The following is a 22606-nucleotide window of genomic DNA, read 5'->3' as shown; positions in this document are numbered from 1 at the left end:
GGCTGGTGATGAGGACATCCGTTACCGGCTGGGTGCGTCGCTCTCGGCGCCGGGCTCCGGGGAACCTGCGACCATACCGAATGTAATGATCGGCCTGAACGAGCGTCAAGTGGTGCCCTGCGAGGGCACCCGGCTCTCCCTCCGGATGGACAGAAGGCCAGGCCCGATAGGGTGCGGGCCATGTCTTGGCACCAGAATTCCCTGCACACCCTCCAGCGTCGACAGCCCCTCACGGTGTCGTCCCGCCGGAGCAAGAAGACCCTGATCGTGGCCGTCGGCATCGGCTTGACTCTGGTGCTGAGCGGGTGCAACGACGACAAGGGCGGGACCGAGGACGGGACCAAGGACGAGGGTGCCCGCGCCACGCAGTCGAAGGCGCCGTCGTCCGGGTCGCCCGAGTCCTCCTCCGCCCCGGCGAGCCCGGCGGGCGACAAGTCGCTGGTCGCCGGGTGGCAGACGCAGACCCGGAAGGAACACCACTTCCGCTATGACGTGCCGGCCGAGGCCGAGCAGTGGAAGGTCTTCAAGCCGGACATATCTCTCTCCTACATCGACGCGAACGGCAAGCCGATCGTCGTGATGAACGGCGCCGCCAACTACCGCCAGGGAGGTTGCGCGTCGAGCCCCAACCCCAAGGCGTTCGGCGAGGCGGGCAAGGGCCAACTCGCCACGGTCGGAACCACCGGCGGGGGAACGGACGGCACCCTGCAGGAGAACGCCCGGAACTGGGCCGGCAACTGGGGCTTCGCGGCCTACGGTGGTGCGGACCACAAGCCCAAGATCCGGGTCGGCCAGGCCAAGCCGTGGAAGCGGAACGGCATTGCGGGATACACCGCGACCGCCAAGGTCACGGTCACGAACCGCCCGAGCGACTGTGTCCCGCCGACGGCCGTCGTGCACAGCATCGCGCAGAAGCTCCCCGACGGCACCATGCACGGCTGGGTCATCTACGCGGACCAGGGTGTGCCGCACGCGCTGACGTCCGCCGAGATCGAGAAGATCATGAACACCGTCCGGCCGACGGACGGCTGACGCCCGCGCGTCGCCCTCGTACGGCCACGGTGAGGGCCGCCCCGAGGTGAAGTTGAGACTGTGTCATTTTTGCCGTCCCCAGCTCTTGTGGGTTGGGGACGGCTTCATTACTTTCCAGTAGGCAGCGCGTTGCCATGTTCACGACTGCGCTCGGAAGGGGCGTTCCCCGCCGTCTGGAAGGAACCACCATGCCTGTCTGCGCAGCCGGGCGTACCCGGCGAGTGTTCTCCGCGAGCGCCCCTCGGCACCGCGGATCCGCGCGAACCCTGCTCTCCCTCGCCGCTGCCGTGGTGCTGGCCGTGACCGGCTCCACCGCGGCGACCGCCGCCCAGCCGGCCACCGCATCGGGCGACGCGCGCACCGGCGCCGCCGGGCTGCGGGAGGTGATGTTCGTGGGCAACAACTGGGACGGCACGGCCGATGTCATCAAGTCCAGCGGAGACCTCGCCAGGATCGGCCGGATCAACGTCATACCGGACAAGGATCAGCGGCTCACCGAGATCTACCTCAACCCCATCAAGCTCGCGTTCTTCCTCGGCATCCGGCAGGGACCGGGGGAGGGGCATGACCAGTTCGTCGACGACATGTACTCGACCCCGGACGGGTCGGCCATCGTCGTCTCCCGCCCGAGCTTCGCCGACGTGGTGTCCATCGACCTCGCCACCGGCAAGGTCAACTGGCGTTTCCCGGTGTCGGGGTTCCGCGCGGACCACATGGCGGTGTCACCCGACGGCAAGCGCGTCGCGGTGTCCGCTTCGACCTCGAACACGGTGCATGTGCTCGACATCGAGACGGGCAAGCAGCTCGGACAGTTCTCTGCCGGGGACAAGCCCCACGAGAACGTCTTCACCGACGGCGGGAAGTATCTGTGGAACATGTCGATCGGCGAGGTCAACACCGCGCTGGACGACCCGTCCATGGACTGGACGAAGGGCGACCGCCACATCACCGTGGTCGACGCGAACACATACCAGCAGATCAAGGTCATCGACATGCGAGACCGGCTGGACGCCTTCGGCCGCAAGGACCTGTCCGACGCGGTCCGGCCGGTGGCCTTCACGCCCGATGAGTCGAAGCTCTACTTCCAGGTGTCCTTCTTCAACGGATTCCTGGAGTACGACGTGGCCACGGACAAGATCACCCGCGCCAAGACCCTGCCGAAGAACCCCGCGACCAGCGAGGACCGCACCACCTGGGTCAACGACTCCCGCCACCACGGGTTGTCGATGAGCCCGGACGGCAACAAGCTGTGCGTCGCCGGGACGATGGACGACTACGCGACCGTCGTCGACCGCGCCTCCTTCCAGGAGGGTCCGCTGGTGCCGACCTCCAAGCCGTACTGGGCGACGGTGAGCGGCGACGGCAAGTCCTGCATCGTCTCCGAGAGCGGCGCCGACCAGGTCACCGCAATCGACTTCGCGACGGGCAAGAAGGTGGTGTCCGTCGCGGTCGGCGACCACCCGCAGCGGGTCCGCATCGGCCATGTGGCGGCCGACTGGACCGGCCCGCAGGCCCCGTAGGGCCGGTCCCGGCGACGGGGCCGGCCCGGGGGCGGAGCCGGTCCCGACGCCGGATCAGTCCCTGCGTACCGGCCCCGTCGACTTCCTGACGACCAGGTCCACCGACATGTCGAGACGGATCGGGGCCAGGCCGGGGTCGTCGGTGACCGCGTCGAGCACCCGGATGCTCTCGGCCGCCATCTCCTCGAACGGCTGCCGCACGGTGGTCAGCGCCGGGGCCGCGGACGCGGCGGCGTCGATGTCGTCGTACCCGACGACCGACACGTCTGCCGGGACGCGCAGCCCACGTTCCACACACGCCTCGATGACGCCCAGGCCCTGCAGATCGTTGCCGGTGACGAAGGCTGTCGGCGCGCTCCACAGGTCGAGGAGGGCGTGGGCGGCGCGCCTGGCCGGCTCGGTCTGGAACGGCACCACGCGGATCAGGTCGCGGTCGGGACGGATCCCGGCGTCGCGGAGCGCGGCGAGATACCCGCCGAAGCGCGCCCGGCAGCAGGTCAGCTCGAGGGGTCCGGAGAGCAGCGCGATCCTCTGGTGGCCGAGGCCGGTGAGGTGGCGGGCCGCGAGCCACCCGCCCCGCCACTGGGTCGCCCCGACCGTGTTCATCCCCGCCGGCGCGTCGCCGATCGTGTCCAGGACGACCGTGGGGACGCGGGACCGCGCCAGCCGGTCCACGACGGTCGGCGGGACCGGGGAGAGCACGAGGACGACGCCACCCGGACGGTGCGCGAGCAGGGGGTCCAGCCAGTCCCCGTCGTCATCGGCGTGGTTCACCGCGAGCGCACGCCCGGAGGAACGGAGCACCTGGGAAAGGCCCCGCAGCAGTGGCGCGTTGACGGCGCTGGCCACGCAGCCGAACACCACCTCGACCGATCCGCGCCGGGACCCGCGGCGACGCCACTCGTAACCGGTGGCCCGCACCGCGTCCAGGACGCGCTGCCGGACCTCGGACGACACCCCGGGCCGCTCGTTGAGGACCTTCGACACGGCGCTCTGCGAGACATTCGCGGCTTGCGCCACGGTCGCCATGCGCACTGCCGATCGCACACTCATTGCCTGCTCCTTCAACCAGTCGTCTCCCCATCGGGCCCTGTCAGGTCCGTAAGACCTCGTCAGGCCTCGTCGTGGGCCGCGCGCGGCGCGGTGCTCTCCCGGGCCACGAGCGAGGTCGCCAACTCGATCCTGCGGCCGACCGACGAGCCGTGCCGCGACTGCTCCTGGGCGATCAGCCGCACCCCCTCGCCCCCCATCTCCGCCAGCGGCTGACGGACGGTCGTGAGCGGCGGTGCGAGCATGGTGCAGATCACCGTGTCGTCGAAGCCCACGACCGACAGGTCATCGGGCACCCGCATCCCCCGCGCGCGGGCCACCTGGTACACGCCGGCCGCCTGGGCGTCGGAGCCGGCGAAGATCGCCGTCGGCGGCTGCGGAAGATCCAGCAGGGCCGCGCCGTGGTCCGTGCCACTGGTGACGCTGAAGTCGCCGTAGTGCGTCAGGGCCGGGTCGGGGGCGAGGGAGAACTCGCGGTGTGCGGCGAGATAGCCCTCGTGCCGCTCCCTGGTGCACTGGATCTCGGCGGGCCCGCCGATGAACCCGACGCGCCGGTGGCCGAGTTCCAGGAGGTGGCGCGTGGCCGCGGCGCCTCCGGACCAGTTGGTCGCCCCCACCGTCGGGATCGTGGGTTCGCTGGTGCCGACCGGATCGAGGAGGACCAGGGGCGCCGGCAGCCCCGCCAGCGCGGCGATCTCGTCGTGGCGCGCCCGGGAGAGCACCAGGAGAATGCCGTCCGACGGGCGCGTGCGCCGTGCGTCGATCCAGTCGCTGACGCGGAAGCGCGGATGGCCGGTCGCGGTGAGCGCCAGGGTGTACCCGAGGCTGAACGCGGCGTGCTGGGCCCCGGCGATGAGCTCTCCCGCCCAGGGCGAGGTGGTCCCCTCGATGAGGACGTCCAGGATCCCGCCGAGTTGCTTCCGGCGCCCCTTGCGCTGCAGATAGCCCGTGGCGTGTGCGGCCTGGGTGACGCGGACGCGGGTCTCCTCCGAGATGTCCGGCTTGTCGGCGAGCACCCGGGACACCGTGGAGACCGAGACCCCCGCGGCCTCGGCTACGGCCGCCATCGTTGGGCGCGTGGTCATGCTGCCTTTCCCTCCCGTAGGGCATTGCGACGGTACTGCCCTGCCGCAAATTCCCGCAATATTTGTTGGAATATTCCGCGAGGACCCCACGCAAACGGCCGGTGATCCGCGCTTTAGATCTGTTGTATTGACAGTCGTTTTTACCCCGGCTTAGCTTCTCGATCGCAGAACTTCCGCAAACTTTTGCGGGGAATTGCAGAGCTCTGGTTGTCGGAACCGCGGGCCCGCCCGCCGAGCACGGAGATGTGACGAGTGTCTGCCATCGATGACGAAACGGTCGGGCTCGGCCGCGGCCGAGCCGGGGTCCGCGAGCTGATCGCGGCCATGACGCTGGAGGAGAAGCTCGCTCAACTCGTGGGCCTGTGGCAGGGAGTCGACCGCGAGGGCGGTGCCGTGGCACCGTTGCAGGACGCGATGGACACCGTCGAGCAGAGCTTCGCCGACTTCGCCGCTCACGGACTCGGCCAGATCACCCGGCACTACGGGACCCGGCCCCTGGACCCGCGGGAGGGCCGGGCGACCCTGGCCACCAAGCAGCGGTGGCTGAAGGAGAACACCAGGCTCGGCATCCCCGCCCTCGTGCACGAGGAGTGCCTGACCGGGCTCGCCGCGTGGAAGGCGGCGACCTACCCCGTACCGCCGGCCTGGGGCGCCACCTTCGATCCGCCGCTCGTCGAACGCATGGCGGCGCGGATCGGCCGCACCATGGCGGGCCTGGGCATCCATCAGGGCCTGGCGCCGGTCCTCGACGTGATCCGCGATATGCGCTGGGGGCGGGTCGAGGAGTGCATCTCCGAGGACCCCTACCATGTCGCGGTCACCGGCGCCGCGTATGTGCGAGGCCTGCAGAGCGCCGGGATCATCGCCACCCTGAAACACTTCGTCGGCTACTCCGACTCGCGCGCCGGCCGCAACCTCGCACCGGTGCACGCCGGGCCGCGCGAGGTCCGTGACGTCCTGGAGTTCCCCTTCGAAGTGGCCGTACGGGACGCCGGGGCACGCTCCGTGATGAACTCGTACGCCGAGATCGACGGAGTGCCCGTCGCCGCGAGCACCGAGCACCTGACCGGGACACTGCGCGAGGAGTGGGGCTTCACCGGCACCGTCGTCGCCGACTACTTCGCCGTGGCCTTCCTCCAGACCCTGCACCGGGTGGCCGAGGACGGCGGCGACGCCGCGGCCCAGGCGATCACCGCCGGGATCGACGTCGAACTCCCCACCGGCGTCACCTATCTGCAGCCCCTGAAGGAGCGCATCGCGGACGGCCGGCTCGGCATGGACGTCGTGGACCGCGCGCTCGAGCGGGTGCTGCGCCAGAAGGCCGAGCTCGGCCTGCTCGACCCCGAGTGGTCACCCGACCCCGTGCCCGTCGACGGTGCGTCCGCCGATGATGTGTCCGCCGGCGACGTGGACACCGAAGAGGACCGTGCACTGGCCGCGGCCATCGCCGAACGCTCCCTCGTACTGCTGCGCAACGACGGTGTGCTCCCGCTGGGCGGCACCCGGGCCGCGCCCGGACGCATCGCGGTCATCGGCCCGAACGCCCAGTCGCTGTCCGCGATGTTCGGCTGCTACTCGTTCATCAACCACGTCCTTCCGCACCACCCCGACTGCGACACCGGTCTCGGCGTCGAGACCGTCGAAGGCGCCCTCCACCGCGAGTTCGCCTCCGCCGACATCGTCACCGCGCACGGCACCGGTGTCGACGACGGCGCCACCGACGGCATCCCGGCCGCCGCCACCGCCGCGGCCGGCGCGGATGTGGCCGTCGTCGTGGTCGGCGACCGCTCCGGCCTCTTCGGACGCGGCACCAGTGGGGAGGGCTGCGACGCCGACGACCTGGAACTGCCCGGCGCGCAGCGGGCCCTCGTCGAGGCGGTCATCGCCACCGGGACACCGACCGTGGTCGTCCTGCTGACCGGACGCGGCTACGCGCTCGGGTGGCTGCTGGACAGCGCCGCCGCGGTCGTGCAGGCGTTCTTCCCCGGCGAGGAGGGCGCTGCCGCCATCGCCGGAGTGCTGAGCGGCCGGGTCAACCCGAGCGGCCGGATGCCGATGAGCCTGCCCCGCGGCGCCGGGGCGCAGCCCTACAGCTATCTACACCCGCCGCTCGGTGCCGCGAGCTCGGTGACCAACATCGACACCGAGCCACCCGTCCGGTACGGATTCGGCCTCAGCTACACCCGGTTCGCCTACGAGGACTTCACCGTCGACTCCCCAACCGTCGATGTCGCCGACGCGATCCGCTGCGCCGTCACCGTACGCAACGCCGGCGACCGGGAGGGTGCCGAGGTCGTCCAGCTGTACGCGAGCGACCCCGTGGCCTCGGTCACCCGCCCGCTGGCACAGCTCGTCGCCTTCGCCCGCGTCCTCCTCGGCCCCGGGGAGTCGGCGCGCGTCCGCTTCACCGTGCCCACACGGCTGCTGGCGTTCACCGATCGCGACGGGGTGCGGATCGTCGAGCCCGGCGACATCGGCGTCAGCGTCCGGCGCGACGCGGGCGACGTGATCGTCGAACACACCGTGCGGCTCACCGGCGATGTGCACAGCGTGACCGGCGCCGAGCCCCGGATCAGCGCGGTCGACATCTCCTAGAACCCGCCGCCCCCCACCGGCGCCTGCCACCCGGCACAGTCCATCCGTCCGAGCACACTCAACGAAGAGTTGTCATCATGTCGCACACAGCAATGTGCTTCCGCCCCCGCGGCCTGGCCGCGGCGGCGGCCGCCCTGGCCCTCGTCCTCACCGGCTGCTCCTCCGGCTCCTCGGACAGCGCCACCTCCGGCAAACAGACCATCGTCTTCTGGGGGTGGTCCGATATGTCGAAGCCGGTCGCCCTCTGGAACAAGACCCACCCCGACATCCACGTCAAGTTCCAGGCGATCACCTCGGACTTCTACCCGAAGCTCCAGGCCGCGATCAAAGGAAAGGACGGGGCGCCGGACGTCACCCAGGTGGACTACCCCAACCTCACCTCGACCATCATCGCCGGTGACCTCAAGGACATCACATCCGAGTCCGCCGACCTCAAGCCGCACTTCAAGCCCGCCGTATGGGACCAGGTCGTGGTCAACGACAAGGTCTACGGCGTGCCGCAGGACATCGGCACACAGGTGCTCTACTACCGGTCCGATGTCTTCAAGGAGGCCGGCCTGACCGCCCCCAAGACGTGGGACGAGTACATGACGGCCGCCGCGAAGCTCAAGCGGACCAACCCCAAGGCGTACACCACGGCGTTTCCCGCCAACGGCGGCGCGTGGTTGGCCTCCCTGGCGTGGAACGCGAAGGCGCAGTGGTTCGGCACGGACAAGGACGCCTGGAAGGTGGACCTCGACGACCAGCCGACCCTCAAGGTGGCCGAGTACTGGCAGAAGATGCTGGACAAGGGCTATGCCAAGGGTGACCAGCACTGGCAGCCCACCTGGTTCAAGGGGCTCGCCCAGGGCAAGTACCTGACGTGGATCGGCCCGGCCTGGGGTGGTGCGGCGCTCAAGGAGAACGCCCCCGACCTCTCCGGCAAGTGGGCCGTCGCCCCGCTGCCGCAGTGGTCGAAGGGCGACACCACCCCGGTGTACTGGGGCGGCTCCCTGACGGCGCTGACCAGCGTCACCGACAAGACCGACGCGGCGATGAAGTTCATCACCTGGCTGAACACCAGCGAGGAGAGCGCCAAGCTGCTGGTGGCCGATGTCCTCCCCGCGTCCGATGTCGGCCAGGGGATCCCGGAGCTGACCAAGCCCGACCCCTACTTCGGCGGCCAGGTGCCCAGCGAGGTGTTCACCGTGCGCGGCACCCAGTCGACCCCCTGGACCTGGGGACCGACGATGACCGACACCACCAACTACCTCAATGACGCCCTGCAGTCCGTCATCAACAAGTCGACGACGCTGCCCGACGCGATGAAGAAGGTCAACGGCGAAACCAAGTCCCAGCTGAAGCGGAAGGGCCTGTCCGTCCGATGACCGCGCCAGCCCTCGACCCGGCCACCCGGGGCCCGAGGAACGGGGCCGAGCAGGCGGGGGACCCGCCCCGCCTCTCGGCGTCGCGCCGCAACAAACGCCGCTTCGGCGCCGACTGGAAAATGGCGTGGGCGTTCGTGGTCCCGTTCCTGGTCCTCTTCGTGGCCTTCCACCTGGTGCCCGTGTTCTACGCACTGTGGCAGAGCTTCCACGGCGTCGAGAAGTCGGGCGGCCTGGGATTCGACACTCCCAGTGTCATCTGGGTCGGCCTGGACAACTACACCCAGGCCCTCACCGACCCCGCCTTCCTCGAGTCGGTCGGACGCGTACTGCTCTACGGCCTCGTCCAGGTGCCCGTCATGCTGGGCCTCGCGCTGATGATGGCGCTCATCTTCGACACGGCGATCGTCCGGATGCGCGGCCTGTTCCAGCTCGCCGCGTTCCTGCCCTACGCGGTACCGGGGATCATCGCGTCGATCGTCTGGGCCTTCCTGTACCTGCCCGGAGTGAGCCCGGTCGTGGACTTCTTCGACGGCATCGGAGCCCATGTGGACTTCCCTAAGAATGGTTGGCGGTCCGGGAGGACCGGGTGTGGCTGATGTGGACTTGCCGTTGATGGCTCGAGAGGAATGGCCGCCTGGTCCTCCGGGACGCTCCGACCACTGATTGAGAACTGCGGTCATCGCTGGTTAGGGACCTGTCGGCGGAGTGTTCTGCGGGCCACGTAGTGCTGGTCACGAGGGACACGGAGCAACGTTGAGCACGCGGCAGACGCGGATATGGGTCGGCATCGACGCCGGCAAGGGACACCACTGGGCGGTGGCCCTCGACTCCGACGGCGGGACGCTGTTCTCGACGAAGGTGATCAACGACGAGGCACAGATCCTCGCCCTCATCGAGACCGCCCGCGAGCGGGCCGACGAGGTGCGGTGGGCGGTGGACATCTCCGGCCGGGCCTCCACCTTGCTGCTGGCCCTGCTGGTCGCCCACGGCCAGCACGTGGTCTACGTGCCCGGCCGCACCGTGAACCGCATGTCCGCGGCGTACAAGGGTGAGGGCAAGACCGACGCCAGGGACGCCCGTGTCATCGCCGACCAGGCGCGTATGCGCCCGAAGGACTTCGCCCTGCTGGACACACCCCCGGAGCTGGTCACCACACTCCGGATCCTGACCAATTACCGGGCCGACCTGATCGCGGACCGGGTGAGGTTGGTCAACCGGCTCCGTGACCTGCTGGTAGGCATCTGTCCCGCTTTGGAGCGGGCCTTCGACTATTCCGCGGCCAAGGGCCCGGTCGTGATGCTGACCGAGTACCAGACCCCCGCCGCCCTGCGGCGGATCGGCGTCAAGCGGCTGACGACCTGGCTGGAGCGGCGCAAGGTCCGCAGTGCCGACGCGGTCGCCGCGAAGGCGGTGGAGGCGGCTCAGTCCCAGCAGATCGCGTTGCCGGGCGAGAAGCGGGCCGCGAAGCTGGTCTGCAACCTCGCACACCAGCTCCTGGCCCTGGACGAGCGGCTCAAGGACAACGACCGCGAGATCCGCGAGACCTTCCGCGCCGACGAACGCGCCGAGATCATCGAGTCCATGCCCGGCATGGGCCCCATCCTGGGTGCCGAGTTCATCGCCATCGTCGGCGACCTGTCCGGCTACCACGACGCCGGCCGCCTCGCCTCCCACGCCGGTCTCGCCCCAGTAGCCCGGGACTCCGGCCGCCGCACCGGCAACTACCACCGCCCCAAGCGCTACAACCGGCGTCTGCGGCACATCTTCTACCTGGCCGCCCAGACCGCGATGATGCGGCCCGGCCCGTCTCGCGACTACTACCTGCGGAAGCGATCCGAAGGCCTGATCCACACCCAGGCATTGCTCGCGCTCGCCCGACGACGCGTCGACGTGCTCTGGGCCATGCTCCGTGACAAGAGGCTGTTCACCTCCACCCCACCCGTCACGCAGGCGGCTTGACTTCATCATTGAGATTCCTCTCCAAGGGAAACGTCCTGTGGTCCATCGCGAACGTCGCGACCTGGCAGTGGACCGGGTACAACATGATCATCATCTTTGCCGCGCTCCAGGCCATCCAGCGCGAGATGTTCGAGGCGGCACGCATCGACGGTGCAAACAACTGGCAGATCGCCTGGCGGATCAAGGTGCCGCTGGTGGCCCCGGCCATCCTCATCACCGGACTCTTCTCGGTGGTCGGCACGCTCCAGCTGTTCTCCGAGCCGACGGTACTGCGCACGATCACCGGCAACGTGACGTACAACTACACACCGAACATGATCGTCTACAACCTCGCGTTCGGGTCCGACCAGCCGTACTACTCAGCCGCCGTCGCGGTCGTCATCGCCATCGGCGCGTTCCTGCTGTCCTTCGGCTTCCTGCGAATGCTCCAGAGAAGGAATCCCGATGAGTGACACCACCACCCGACGCAGGCGCCCCCGCGCGCTGTGGACGAGCGGGGCACGGCGGGATCGCGCGCCGCTGTCGACCCGTTTCATCCTGACCGCGACGATCGTCGCGCTGACGGCCTACTTCCTCGTCCCGATCGCGTGGATGCTGATCGCCTCGACCAAGTCGACGGCCGACCTCAACACCACCTTCGGGCTCTGGTTCTCGCACTTCGACCTGGTCAAGAACGCTCAGGACCTGTTCGCCTACCGCGACGGCGTATTCCGGCAATGGCTGGTGAACTCGCTCATCTACTCGGGAGGCGGCGCCCTCGGCTCGACGTTCCTGGCCGCCTTGTGCGGGTTCGCCCTGGCCAAGTATCGTTTCCGCGGTCGCAACGCCATCATGGGCCTCAACTTCGGTGGCGTGCTCATCCCGGGGACAGTGCTCGCCCTGCCCACCTATCTGATCCTCAACTCCTTCGGCCTCATCAACACCTACTGGGCGGTGATCCTGCCAAGCCTGTCCAGCGCCTTCGGGGTGTTCCTCGTGCGTATCTACGCGAGCGCCGCCATCCCCGACGAACTGCTGGAGGCCGGCCGGATCGACGGAGCCCACGACGTCCGTATCTTCTTCACGGTGGTCCTGCGGATCCTGCTCCCGAGCCTGGTCACCGTGTTCCTCTTCGCCTTCATCTCGATCTGGAACAACTTCCTCCTTCCTCTCCTCGTCCTCAACGACCAGTCGCTCTGGCCGGTCACCCTCGGGCTCTACTCCTGGCAGAAGAACGCGATGAGCGAGCCCGATGTCGTCCGGATCGTCATCTCCGGGTCCCTGGTGGGCACCGTCCCCCTCGTCGTCCTCTTCCTCACGCTGCAGCGGTACTGGCGCAGCGGCATCACGACAGGAGCACTCAAGTAGCCATGAACAATCGTATGGACGCCTTCCGCGCCCGCCTCGGCGGGTTCGCCTTCGGCGGGGACTACAACCCCGAGCAGTGGGACCGGGCGGTGTGGGACGAGGACCTCGAGCTGATGCGGCGCGCCGGGGTGAACCTGGTCACCCTGGGCGTGTTCGCGTGGGCGTCGCTCGAGCCCGAGCCGGGACGCTTCACCTTCGACTGGATGGACGAGGTGATGGACCTCCTCCACGCGGGCGGGATCAGCGTCGACCTGGCCACCCCGACCATGGCGCCACCGGTCTGGCTCACCCACGAACACCCCGAAGTCCTGCCGGTCATGGAGGACGGGGAGCGCTTCGGCTTCGGCAACCGGCTCCAGTTCGACCCCGCCTCGCCCCGCTACCGGGAACACGCCGCCCGGATCACCACGGCGCTGGCCGAGCGGTACTCCCACCACCCGGCCCTCGCGATGTGGCACATCAGCAACGAATACGGGCAGCCCTCCTACGGGGAGGCCAGCGCGCTCGCCTTCCGCGGCTGGCTCCAGCGGAAGTACGGCAGCCTGGACGCGCTCAACGACGCCTGGTACACCCGCTTCTGGTCCCAGGTCTACACCTCCTGGGACCAGATCAACCCGCCGGAAGTGCCGCGGTCGTGGTCCAACCCGACCCGCCGCCTGGACTTCAAGCGGTTCGTCTCGGACGTGCTGCTCGAGTGCTTCGTCATGGAACGCGACATCGTCCGCTCCTACCGCGACGACATCCCCGTCCTCACCAACTACATGCGCTTCTACAAGAACGCGGACTACTGGACCTGGGCGCTCGAACAGGACGCCGTGGCGCTGGACATCTACCCCAATCCCGGCCACGACGACGCCCGCATCTCCGCGGCGCTGAACTTCGACCTCATGCGCTCACTGCGCGGCGAGCCCTGGGTCCTCATGGAGCAGGCGGCCAGCAGTGTGTCGCAGTGGAAGGTGAACAACGTCAAGCGACCCGGCCATATGCGCCTCGGCTCCTACCAGGCCATCGCCCACGGCGCCGACAGCGTCCTGTACTTCCAGTGGCGCGCGAGCCGCGGTGGCCACGAGCGCTTCCACTCCGCGATGCTGCCGCACTCCGGTACGGCCTCCCGCACCTGGAAGGAGATCGAGGCGCTCGGCGGGGAACTGCCGAGGATCGCCGAGGCGGTGGGCGCCCGGTCACGCGCCGAGGTCGCGGTGTTGTTCGACTGGAACGCCTGGTGGGGGCTGACCGAGACCCACGGGCTGCCGCGTAACGACTTCGACTACACCCAGCTCGCCACGGACCACTACCAGCCGCTCCTGGAAGCACATCACGCGGTGGACATGGTGCACTTCGGCTCCGACCTCAGCCCGTACAAGGTCGTCGTCGTGCCGAACGCCTACTTGGTCGACGATCGCTTCACCGACGCCGTCACCCGCTTCGTCGAAGAGGGCGGGACGCTCGTCTGCTCGTTCTTCTCCGGGGTCGTCGACGCGAACAACCACGTCAGGCAGCCCGCCTACCCCGGGGCCTTCCGCGGCCTCATCGGCGCGTACATCGACGAGTACTGGCCCGCGCGCGGCGACGAGACCTTCGCGGTGACCTTCGCCGACGGGACCACCCGGACCTCCGACTGGTGGCAGGACAGCATCCACCCCGAGACCGCGCGGGTGCTCGCCACCTACGCCTCCGGCCACCTGGAAGGACGGCCCGCGATCCTGGACAACGCGGTCGGCCGGGGCCGCGTCGTGTACCTCGGCACCCGTCTCGAACCCACCGCGCTGCGTGACACCCTGCTCGACGCGGTGGCGGCGGCGGGGGTCTCCCCGCTCGTCGACTCCGCGCCCGGACACCTGGAGGCGGCCAGGCGCGTCGGAGGCGATGCGGAGTTCCTCTTTCTGCTGAACCACTCCGAGACCGAACCCGCCCAGGTCCGGCTCGCGGCGGACGGGCTCGACCTGATCTCCGGGGCGAAGACCGGAGCGACCCTCGAGGTGGCGCCGCTCGGTGTCTCGGTGGTGCGGTTCGAGCACACCGAGCGGGTCCAGGAGTGAGGTACGAGCCCGCTCAGGCGGTGGCGGGGCGCAGGACGACGGGCAGTTCCCGGTAGCTGTTTATGCCCAGCGACGCGGTGCGCGGCGTGGGCCTCGGGGCGAGGGCGATGTCCGGGAAGGCCTCGAACAGCCGCCGCAGGGCGATCTCTGCTTCCACCTTGGCCAGGGACGCCCCGGGGCAGCGGTGGGCGCCGAAGCCGAAGGAGAGGTGGCGGGCGGCGTCCGGCCGGTCGGGGTCGAACCGGTCGGGCTCGGCGAAGGCGTGGGGGCAGCGGTTGATGGTCGCGAGGGGGAGGAGCACCGCTTCTCCCTCGCGGACGACGCCGCCGCCCGCCACGGGGACGTCCTCGGTGGCGTAGCGGAACATCAGGGTGCGCACCGGGGACTCCCAGCGCAGGGCCTCCTCGACCACGTCGGGCCACGGGTCCTCGCCGGCCGCCTGCCGGGCCCTGGCGGTGGCCAGGATCTCGGGGTGCGTCAACAGGCCCCGCACCGCGTGGCAGATCAGGGTCACCGTGGTCTCGTGGCCGCCGATGACGGTAACCACCAGGTTGCCGATCACCTCCGCCACCGTCAGCTCACCCTGGTCCATGGCTTCGACCAGGTCCATCGTGAGGTCGTCGTGGTCGCCGCCGGCGCGCTTGCGCTCGATTATCGACATCAGGGTGGCCGGGAAGCGCTCCGCCATCATGCGCTGGAGCTCCTCGGCCCCGGCGTCGTTGCTCAACGCGGCCGCCGACAGTTCGTGCAGCTCCTCGCGCAGGCCGCCCTCCTCGGGTACGCCGAGCAGATAGCAGATGACGTCCAGGGGAAGCGGCAGCGCGAAACGGGACTGCAGATCGGTCTCCTGACCCGGAGCCACATCGCCCAGGGCAGCCAGCAGCCGGTCGGTGACCGCCTCGATACGCGGGCGCAAATCCCGCACCCGGCGCGGGGAGAAGGCGCGCTGGACGGGCAGCCGCAGCCGGCGGTGGACTTCGCCGTCGGTGGTGAGCAGCCCCTCGCCCTCCAGGATGAAGAGCAGCGGCCACTCGGCGGGGATCTCCCCGCGCTGGTGGGCACCCCAGTGCCGGATGTTCTTGGAGAACCGCGGGTCGTTCAGCACCTGGGCACCCGCTTCGCGGGTGGTGACCGCCTTGACCACCACTCCGCCGGGAAGCGCCACTGTGGCGACCGGGCCCGCGGCCCGCAGGGCCGCGCCCTCGACACCGTGGAGGTCGGTCGGCTCGGGGGCGAGATGAACGGGGGTTATCGCATTCATTGCTGTCCTGCTGTCCGTTCTGCAGACGTCGGCGGGGCCGGGGCCGGAGGTCAAAAGCCTATCCCATGAACGACCTTGGCGGCTGTGCCGCGGCGAGCATGGGTCCCCTCGCGTCCGCGGCACACTGGGCCGACCCGAACGTCCGGCCCACCGTGGATTTGGTGGTTGAACGCGGAGTTCGGCCGAAGTCGCACGCATTTCTGGATTACGGGAATTACTGCCGGGATGGGCGGTCAACCAGTCCTTTTGTGGCCTGGCGAGAAATAGTTGACACGAGTGTGTTGCCGGTAGCAAAATCGCGGTGCTTGATCCACAGGTAATTCGCCCCTGCCGGCCAGTAATGCAGAAAACCCCTCACGCTTAGCGGGCAGCCTCCGGCTTGTTCTCTTATTTCAGTATGCGCGTCGATAACACCGTGACCGGGAGCGCCGACGAATTCTATCCGCTGAGGCACGCGAAGGCCGGTCATGCGCTGTATCGCGTTGTTACTGCTGGAAATGGACTGATATGACACGAGACCTCTACGAGCTCGGCGAGATACCCCCGTTGGGGGAGGTGCCGCGCTATATGTACGCCGCGCTGATCCGCCCGGAGCGCTACGGCCTGCCCCAGAACGCGATCAAGGTCGAAGTCGTCGAGGTGCCGCCGCTGGGTCCCGGCCAGGTGTTAGTGATGGTCATGGCGGCCGGCATCAACTACAACGGCATCTGGTCCAGCCTGGGCTCGCCGGTGGATGTGATCGCGGCCCGGCAACGGAAGGGCGATCCGCACGACTTCCACATCGGGGGCTCCGAAGGGTCGGGCGTGGTCTGGGCGACCGGCGAGGGGGCCACTCGGTTCGGCGTGGGCGAGCACGTTGTGTTCGGCGGGCTGAAGTGGGACGAGACGGCCGATGACATCAGGCTCGGGGCGGACCCGGCCACCTCCAAGTCCCAGGCTGCCTGGGGCTATGAACTCAACTTCGGCACCTTCGCCCAGTTCACCGTGGTCGACGAGTACCAGCTGCACCCCAAGCCGGAGAGGCTCACCTGGGAGCAGAGCAGCTGTTTCCTCGCCGGCGGCGCCACCGCCTACCGTCAGCTGTGCGGTTGGCCGCCACACACCGTGCGGCCCGGCGACCCGGTCCTGGTCTGGGGCGGCTCCGGCAGCCTGGGGTCCATGGCGATCCAGATCGTCGACCTGCTCGGCGGTGTGCCCATCGCGGTGGTGTCGGCCGCGGAGAAGGCGGAGCACTGCCTCCGGCTGGGTGCCCGAGGGGTGATCGACCGTACCGGGTTCGACCACTGGGGCAGGCTGCCGGACTGGGACGACACCGCCGCGTACAGCGACTGGGTGAGCGGTGTCCGCGCCTTCGGCCGCAGAATCTGGGATGTACTCGGGGAGCGCCGGTCGCCCCGTATCGTGCTGGAACATCCGGGCCAGGACACCTTGCCCACCTCGCTGTATGTCTGTGACAACGGCGGAATGGTGGTCACCTGCGCCGGGACCAGCGGCTACAACGGGGATGTGGACCTGCGGTTCCTGTGGATGTTCCAGAAGCGGCTGCAGGGTTCCCACTGCGCCAACATGCGGGAGTCCCGGGAAGTCACCAATCTGGTCGCGGCGGGCAAGCTCGACCCCTGCCTGAGCCGCACCACACCGTTCGCGGACATCGCCGACCTGCACCAGCTCATGTACGACAACGCCCACCCGCCGGGCAACATGGCCGTGCTCGTCAACGCGCCCGAGCCGGGCATGACCGGTGTGCCGCGCTCATGACCGGAACCTTCGCGCTGCCTGTCCCCGCTCCCGGCGAGCCACGACTCCGCACCATGGGGGGCTGATTTCCTCACCGCATGCCGTTGTGCCGTGCCGAGCGTCGGCACAACGGCATGCCGCACGGCAGCCACACGGGGTCGCTGCCGAGATGGCCGACTCACCGCGGAGTGAACACCCATGACCATCATCACATCACCCCACGAGCTGACCGGCTCCGACCTGTACGTTGACCTGCGCTCGCTGTTGGGGCGTGAACTCTATGTGAAGTGCGAAGGGCTCAACTTCGGCGGCTCGGTCAAGATGAAGGCCGCCGCAGCCATGATCGCCGCGGCCGAAAGCGCCTCCCTGATCAAAGAGGACTCCCTCATCATCGAGTCCTCCTCCGGCAACCTCGGTGTGGCCCTCAGCGTCATCGCGGCGAGCAAGGGACTCCGCTTCACCTGTGTCACGGACCGCCGGTGCAACGACCTGACCGCGGCCACCATGCGCGCGTTAGGCACCACCCTCCTCGTCGTCGACGAGCCTGACCCCGAGGGCGGGTACCTCCAGGCGCGCCTTGACCTGGTGCGCCGCCGTTGCGCCGAGGACAGCCGCTACATCTGGCTGAACCAGTACGCCAACGAGGCCAACTGGAGAGCGCATTACGACACGACGGCGCCGGAGATCCTCAAGCACTTCCCCGACGTGGACGTCGTGTTCGTCGGCGTCGGCACCTCCGGCACCGCGATGGGGTGTGTGCGCCACTTCCGGGACATGGGGAGCACCGCCCGGATCGTCGCGATCGACGCGGTCGGGTCGGTGAGCTTCGGCGCCCCCGCGGCGAACCGTCTGATCCCGGGCCTCGGGGCGGGTGTCAAGCCGCCCATGCTCGATCCCGGCCTGTTCGACGACGTGGTTCATGTACCGGAGGCGGACGCCGTCCGGACGTGCCGCGCGCTCTCCGCGCGCGGGATGCTCTTCGGCGGCTCCACCGGAACTGTCATCGGGGGCGCCCGTACCTGGCTCGACCGGCACGATCCGCGCCGCTTGCTGCAAGCGGTCTGCGTCTCCCCCGACATGGGCGACCGCTATCTGGACACGGTCTACAACGACGCTTGGGTGGCCGCGAACTTCGGGCCACAGGCCCTTCTGCCGCCCTTCTGACCCTGGGGGACATGACGATGTCCATGATCTTCGCGGACTCCCGCGCGGCGGCGGCGCCGCGTTCGTACTTCGCGGCCTCGTAGCGGCCGACGGCGGCGTCCGGTTCGCTCGGGTGGGCGGTGAGCTCAAGGGCGAGTTCCACGGCGTCGAGCATGGCCATGTTGGCGCCAAGGCGAGCTGGCCGGCGGGTACTGGCGCGGTGCCCTGCGGTCCCTCGTGCACCACACCAGACGGGCCGCGCTGCGCGGCGCACCCGAGTTCGACGGCATCGCCGCCCGGCTCACTCGCTGAGCCCCTGAGCCCCTGAGCCGCTGACCGGGGCAGGGCCTCACGAGCGCGGCCGGCCGTGTCCCCCCTGCTCACGACCGACCGCGCCCCCGGTCGCTATCCGACCGGTCGCAGCTGGAGCAGTCCGGCCACGGCGTCCGCGGTCTGCGGATGCCGGCTCAGCAGCTCACCCGCCTCCTGCCACTCGGCTCCGCCGTCGGCGGGCTCGGTGGTCTGCCACCCCGCGTCGTACCCGAGCGCCCCGGCCACGGCGTCACAGGCCGCCGGATGGGCGGCCAGCAGCCGCGCGACCACCGTGCCCGGCGCCGCCACGGGACCCGACGCCGCGTCAGCGCCGCCCGCCTCCGCCTCCGATGCCGCCGAGCGCGCCGACCATGGCGGCACCCACGCGTCGACCGCGGACAGCGCGGCGGGGAAGGTGCGGCCCGCCTCGCGCACCAGAACCGGCACCAGCTCCCGCGCACCGTCGCGCAGCGTCGCGATCAGCTTGGGCAGCCAGGGGAGCAGGACCGAGTCGGGCAGGCGCGCGAACGCCGTGGAGATCTGCTCGACCACGAAGGGCGTCAGCGTCGGCACCGGCTCCAGGGCCTGGACGAACCCGCTCATGTAGCGCGGGAAGGCCGGGATGACCAGCGGATTGGCCAGTAGTTCGGCGCAGCACGAGCGCAGCTCGGCCGAGGACATCAGGCCCAGCCGCGACCGGGCCGCCCACACCAACGCGACCTTGTCGGGCGCTTCGGGATGTGACTGCCGCACGGCGAGTTCGAGCTGGGTGTGGTCACACCCGAGGGAGAGCGCGAAACTCTCCATCTCGAACAGGAAGCCCAGCATGGCGGCGACCTGGCGCAGCCCGGTGGCCTCGTCCGCGAAGGCCGTCGGCAACAGCGTGCAGTAGTGCGCGTAGCCCGCCGTGACGAACCGTTCGCACCAGCGTGGCAGCTCCGGCTCCGCGGCCCGGTAGTGGGCCAGCAACCGGCGGATCCGGCGCAGCACCCGGGGCGCGCCGTCCACCGTGCGCTCCGCGGTCAGCAACTCCACGGCCCGCGCCCCGAGGTCGTCGGCGAGCCGTCGGCTCCCCAGATAGACGATGGCCTCCTCCACGGCCTCGAGCGCGGTCGCGGCGGTGGCCTCGGGCGCCCACGCGTCGCGGCGCAGCCGCTGCTCCAGCACCTGCTCGATGGTGACGCCCTCGTAGCCGAGCTGGACGAGAGAGCGCTGGTTGCGGCCGATGGCCAGGTCCCAGCTCTCCTGGATCGCACGCTCGCCCAGCCTGCGGGTCCCCATGATCGGACGGGCCACGTCCGCCAGCAGTCGGCGCAGGATCCACAGCAGGTCGGAGCAGGGTTTGAGCCCAGGATCGGCCTGCAGATCGAGCAACGCGCGCTGGTTCGTCCGTGCGCTCGGATTGAGCCCGAGCGGCTCCAGACGGTCCAGCACGTCGCGGGCCAGCGGCGGCAGCGCGTCATAGCCCACCGCGCCGATGCGGTCACCGCCCAGCAGGATCTCGCACAGCCGGCGCACATCGCGGCGGCCCGGCACGGTGTCCTTCTCGATGCAGGTGACCGCGGCGTCCTCGAAATCGTACGGCGTGGGGCGGCCGCGGCCGCGCATCCCGGCCAGCAGGATGGACGTCTCGAACACCGCGATGGCGTCGGCCGTGCTGGCGAGATAGCCGTTGCGGCGCGCCAGTCTGACGATGTCGACACTCCACCCCAGCAACTCGGCCTCGTCGAGTTCGTCCAGCACCGGCGGGGTGGCGAGGAACCCGGACAACCGGTCCGTGCCCCCCTCCGGGGAACCCGGCACGAGCGCGTGCGCGGCGCGCCCGCGCACCTCCCGCTTCTTCCCTCCCTCCTGGCCGGCCAGCCGGAACGGCGTGACCCGGCCCCGCTTCAGCGCCTTGGCCCAGGTCGCCGAGGCGATCGACACCGCTCCCGGGGCCAGCTGGAACTGCGCCTCGATGGCGGAGTGGCTGGACGGGATGAGCCCGTACATCCAGCGGGTTTCCGTACGGGGGCCGATCTCGTACGGCTCGCCCTCGGCCGCCAGCCCGAACTGCTCGACCGGGCTGGCCGCGTGGAAGGCGCCGCACACATACAGGCACTGCACCGGGTCGGCGCCCGAGGCCGCGAGGTGTTCGCGCATCCGCGTCCACATATAGCGCTCGCGGTCCTCGTCCTGGGCGCCGCGCGCGTGCCGGTCCGGGCGCAGCCGCCGGAACAGGCTGCCGATCATCACCATGACCTGTCGGTACGTCTCGTAGTCCGCGCCGACCAGGGGCTGCTCCACGTACTGGTCCCACCACTCGGACCAGTGGCGGACCTTGCCGTGGTGGAGCAGATGCGCCTCCAACTCGGCGAAGCGAGGCCGCAGATCGCCGATCTCGATTCCGACCGCGTCGCCGTGCAGGGCGGCCTCGTCGTGCCGGGCAGTGTCGCTTTCGGCACCACTGGCTTTGCCGCCCGCCGCGGGCGGCAGTGCCGCCTGAGCGGGCTCGGCAGGCTCCCGCGGCGTCCACTGGAAGACATGGTCCGTGGAGCGGTCGACCAGGACCAGCTCCACGTCCGGGCTGTCCAGGGCGTAGGCGATGGCCTGGTACTCGGCCGAGGCCTCGGTGATGGGCGCCACCACGCTGAGCGGGGCCCAGTCGGGCGGAAAGCCGTCGATGTCGGTCGCGAAGGCCTGCAGCGCCACGGGGAGGCGGCAGTTGCGCAGCTCGTCGAGGAGCGGCCGCAGATCCTCGCACAGCTCCAGATAGATGATTTTGGGCTGCTTGACCCGCAGCCGCCGCACCATGGCCAGCGCCGAAGCCGGTGAGTGATGGCACACCGGGAAGATCTCGAGCTCTTCGCGCAGCGCCCGGTCGACGTCGTCGACCATGCCCGACAGGATGCCGGGGACGGCGCCGGCGTCGCCGGCGAAGGCGGCCGCGGCGTCGCGCAGCTGCTCACGGAGCGCACCGAAGGGAAGCGCCCCGCTCGACGTGCTCGGCGGACCCTCCGGACTCGGCGCGCTCGCGGGGCTCTGGGGGCTCAGCGTCGTCATGACAGGGTCGCGATCGTCTCGCGGCCGCCCTCCAGGAAGTCCTGCCAGGGCCCGCCCTCGTCCTTGCTGCGCGGCTCCACGACGCCGTGCCAGAACTTGTTCAGGATGGCCAGGTCCTCGGGGCTGCGCCGGGCCAGCGAACTCACCAGTGAACCGGCGAGCGTCCGCGCGCCGAGGACACGGTCACCGAAGAACTGGCTGTGCAGGACGGCGTCCTCGAGCACACCGATCTGCTCGGCGGTGGACAGCGCCGATTCGAGCTTGTCGTCGTCGCTGGTGGCCGAGGCCGCCGCGGTGCGCAGATCGGCGAAGCTCTGCAGCAGGATGTCCAGCAGGGTGGGCGGTACCTCCAGCTCGATCCGGTGGCGGCGCAGCAGCTCACTGGTGCGGAACCGGACGATCTCCGCTTCGCTGCGCTTGTTCGTCACCACCGGGATGCGGACGAAGTTGAACCGCCGCTTCAGCGCCGACGACAGGTCGTTCACGCCCCGGTCACGGCTGTTGGCCGTGGCGATGATGGAGAACCCGGGCTTGGCGAAGACGAGGTTGTCGTCGTCGAGCTCCGGGATGGACACGTACTTCTCGGACAGGATCGAGATCAGCGCGTCCTGTACATCGCTGGTCGACCGGGTCAGCTCCTCGAAGCGGCCGATCACGCCCCGCTCCATCGCCGTCATGATCGGCGAAGGGATCATCGATTCCCGCGACTGTCCCTTGGCGATCACCATCGAGACGTTCCACGAGTACTTGATGTGGTCCTCGGTGGTGCCCGCGGTGCCCTGGACGACCAGGGTCGAGTTACGGCAGATGGCGGCCGAGAGCAGCTCGGCGAGCCAGCTCTTGCCGGTGCCCGGGTCACCGATCAGCAGCAGTCCCCGGTCCGAGGCGAGCGTCACGATGCTGCGCTCGACAAAGCCGCGGTCGCCGAACCACTTCTGCGGGATCTGGCGGTCGAGCCCGTCGGAGGGCTCGGACCCGAGGATGAACAGCCGGACCATCCGGGGGCTGAGCCGCCAGGAGAAGGGCTTGGGGCCGTCGTCGATCGACTCCAGCCAGTCGAGCTCCTCGGTGTACTTCACCTCGGCCGGCGCGCGCAGCATGTTGATGTCGGTCATCG

16 protein-coding genes are annotated in these 22606 nt (G+C 69.6%); 11 read left to right on the top strand and 5 right to left on the bottom strand.

Annotation, left to right across the window (positions count from 1 at the left end):
* Positions 1-180 precede the first annotated feature (180 nt).
* Together PV419_RS20040 and PV419_RS20035 are read left to right on the top strand one after the other, a co-directional pair.
* Positions 181-1032, top strand: a complete 852-nt coding sequence (locus PV419_RS20040) for a hypothetical protein (protein WP_319690781.1) — start codon at positions 181-183, stop codon at positions 1030-1032.
* A 188-nt stretch (positions 1033-1220) separates the two neighbouring features.
* Entirely contained in the window at positions 1221-2552 is a 1332-nt protein-coding gene (locus tag PV419_RS20035) for a YncE family protein (RefSeq protein WP_319690779.1), read from the top strand.
* 54 nt (positions 2553-2606) lie between these two features.
* On the opposite strand, the gene PV419_RS20030 is transcribed toward PV419_RS20035, so the two are convergent.
* Both PV419_RS20030 and PV419_RS20025 read right to left on the bottom strand, forming a co-directional pair.
* Positions 2607-3605 (bottom strand): LacI family DNA-binding transcriptional regulator, encoded by a 999-nt coding sequence (locus PV419_RS20030; RefSeq protein WP_319690778.1) that lies wholly within the window; start codon positions 3603-3605, stop codon positions 2607-2609.
* A 59-nt stretch (positions 3606-3664) separates the two neighbouring features.
* On the bottom strand, positions 3665-4687 hold the full coding sequence (locus tag PV419_RS20025; RefSeq protein ID WP_319690776.1) for a LacI family DNA-binding transcriptional regulator: 1023 nt from the start codon (positions 4685-4687) through the stop codon (positions 3665-3667).
* 252 nt (positions 4688-4939) lie between these two features.
* On the opposite strand from PV419_RS20025, the gene PV419_RS20020 reads away from it, so the two are divergent.
* The 7 genes from PV419_RS20020 (at position 4940) to PV419_RS19990 (ending at position 13994) form a co-directional block, all read left to right on the top strand.
* Entirely contained in the window at positions 4940-7282 is a 2343-nt protein-coding gene (locus tag PV419_RS20020) for a beta-glucosidase family protein (protein ID WP_319690775.1), read from the top strand.
* A gap of 77 nt (positions 7283-7359) precedes the next feature.
* The gene (locus PV419_RS20015; protein WP_319690773.1) at positions 7360-8649 is read left to right on the top strand and encodes a sugar ABC transporter substrate-binding protein; all 1290 of its coding nucleotides are present in this window, start codon (positions 7360-7362) and stop codon (positions 8647-8649) included.
* The gene (locus PV419_RS20010; RefSeq protein WP_319690771.1) at positions 8646-9245 is read left to right on the top strand and encodes a sugar ABC transporter permease; all 600 of its coding nucleotides are present in this window, start codon (positions 8646-8648) and stop codon (positions 9243-9245) included. The genes PV419_RS20015 and PV419_RS20010 overlap by 4 nt, the downstream gene beginning before the upstream one ends.
* 157 nt (positions 9246-9402) lie before the next feature.
* Positions 9403-10608, top strand: a complete 1206-nt coding sequence (locus PV419_RS20005; protein WP_319690770.1) for an IS110 family transposase — start codon at positions 9403-9405, stop codon at positions 10606-10608.
* Positions 10605-11060 carry a sugar ABC transporter permease gene (locus PV419_RS20000; RefSeq protein WP_319690768.1) on the top strand — a complete coding sequence of 152 codons (456 nt, stop codon included), beginning with the start codon at positions 10605-10607 and terminating at the stop codon, positions 11058-11060. The genes PV419_RS20005 and PV419_RS20000 overlap by 4 nt, the downstream gene beginning before the upstream one ends.
* The gene (locus PV419_RS19995; RefSeq protein ID WP_319690767.1) at positions 11053-11955 is read left to right on the top strand and encodes a carbohydrate ABC transporter permease; all 903 of its coding nucleotides are present in this window, start codon (positions 11053-11055) and stop codon (positions 11953-11955) included. The genes PV419_RS20000 and PV419_RS19995 overlap by 8 nt, the downstream gene beginning before the upstream one ends.
* Positions 11956-11957: 2 nt before the next feature.
* The gene (locus tag PV419_RS19990; protein ID WP_319690766.1) at positions 11958-13994 is read left to right on the top strand and encodes a beta-galactosidase; all 2037 of its coding nucleotides are present in this window, start codon (positions 11958-11960) and stop codon (positions 13992-13994) included.
* Positions 13995-14007: 13 nt separating this feature from the next.
* Here the strand turns inward: PV419_RS19990 and PV419_RS19985 are convergent, their stop codons facing one another.
* Positions 14008-15255: a cytochrome P450 gene (locus PV419_RS19985; RefSeq protein ID WP_319690764.1), complete on the bottom strand. Its 1248-nt coding sequence runs from the start codon at positions 15253-15255 to the stop codon at positions 14008-14010.
* A 507-nt stretch (positions 15256-15762) separates the two neighbouring features.
* On the opposite strand from PV419_RS19985, the gene ccrA reads away from it, so the two are divergent.
* Together ccrA and sbnA are read left to right on the top strand one after the other, a co-directional pair.
* Complete coding sequence (gene ccrA / locus PV419_RS19980; protein WP_319690762.1) at positions 15763-17013, top strand: crotonyl-CoA carboxylase/reductase; 1251 nt, start codon at positions 15763-15765, stop codon at positions 17011-17013.
* Between the two features lie 177 nt (positions 17014-17190).
* Positions 17191-18156, top strand: coding sequence for a 2,3-diaminopropionate biosynthesis protein SbnA (gene sbnA, locus PV419_RS19975; RefSeq protein ID WP_319690760.1), 966 nt, complete (start codon positions 17191-17193; stop codon positions 18154-18156).
* Between the two features lie 384 nt (positions 18157-18540).
* On the opposite strand, the gene PV419_RS19970 is transcribed toward sbnA, so the two are convergent.
* Both PV419_RS19970 and PV419_RS19965 read right to left on the bottom strand, forming a co-directional pair.
* Entirely contained in the window at positions 18541-21489 is a 2949-nt protein-coding gene (locus PV419_RS19970) for a DUF5682 family protein (RefSeq protein ID WP_319690759.1), read from the bottom strand.
* Positions 21486-22604, bottom strand: coding sequence for an AAA family ATPase (locus PV419_RS19965; protein ID WP_319690757.1), 1119 nt, complete (start codon positions 22602-22604; stop codon positions 21486-21488). Before PV419_RS19965 ends, PV419_RS19970 begins: the two co-directional genes overlap by 4 nt.
* Positions 22605-22606 lie beyond the last annotated feature (2 nt).

Origin of the sequence: Streptomyces sp. ME19-01-6, from assembly GCF_033793745.1 — a bacterium.
In the GTDB taxonomy this organism is placed as follows: Bacteria; Actinomycetota; Actinomycetes; order Streptomycetales; family Streptomycetaceae; genus Streptomyces.
The sequence above is the reverse complement of the archived record's forward strand: the minus strand, read 5'-3'. Positions and strand labels throughout refer to the sequence as shown.

Excerpts from the sequence above, each read along its gene's own strand:
- PV419_RS20040 (WP_319690781.1), top strand. The coding sequence starts at position 181 with ATGTCTTGGCACCAGAATTCCCTGCACACCCTCCAGCGTCGACAGCCC.
- PV419_RS20035 (WP_319690779.1), top strand. The coding sequence starts at position 1,221 with ATGCCTGTCTGCGCAGCCGGGCGTACCCGGCGAGTGTTCTCCGCGAGC.
- PV419_RS20030 (WP_319690778.1), bottom strand. The coding sequence starts at position 3,605 with ATGAGTGTGCGATCGGCAGTGCGCATGGCGACCGTGGCGCAAGCCGCG.
- PV419_RS20025 (WP_319690776.1), bottom strand. The coding sequence starts at position 4,687 with ATGACCACGCGCCCAACGATGGCGGCCGTAGCCGAGGCCGCGGGGGTC.
- PV419_RS20015 (WP_319690773.1), top strand. The coding sequence starts at position 7,360 with ATGTCGCACACAGCAATGTGCTTCCGCCCCCGCGGCCTGGCCGCGGCG.
- PV419_RS20010 (WP_319690771.1), top strand. The coding sequence starts at position 8,646 with ATGACCGCGCCAGCCCTCGACCCGGCCACCCGGGGCCCGAGGAACGGG.
- PV419_RS19995 (WP_319690767.1), top strand. The coding sequence starts at position 11,053 with ATGAGTGACACCACCACCCGACGCAGGCGCCCCCGCGCGCTGTGGACG.
- PV419_RS19990 (WP_319690766.1), top strand. The coding sequence starts at position 11,958 with ATGAACAATCGTATGGACGCCTTCCGCGCCCGCCTCGGCGGGTTCGCC.
- PV419_RS19985 (WP_319690764.1), bottom strand. The coding sequence starts at position 15,255 with ATGAATGCGATAACCCCCGTTCATCTCGCCCCCGAGCCGACCGACCTC.
- ccrA (WP_319690762.1), top strand. The coding sequence starts at position 15,763 with ATGACACGAGACCTCTACGAGCTCGGCGAGATACCCCCGTTGGGGGAG.
- sbnA (WP_319690760.1), top strand. The coding sequence starts at position 17,191 with ATGACCATCATCACATCACCCCACGAGCTGACCGGCTCCGACCTGTAC.
- PV419_RS19970 (WP_319690759.1), bottom strand. The coding sequence starts at position 21,489 with ATGACGACGCTGAGCCCCCAGAGCCCCGCGAGCGCGCCGAGTCCGGAG.
- PV419_RS19965 (WP_319690757.1), bottom strand. The coding sequence starts at position 22,604 with ATGACCGACATCAACATGCTGCGCGCGCCGGCCGAGGTGAAGTACACC.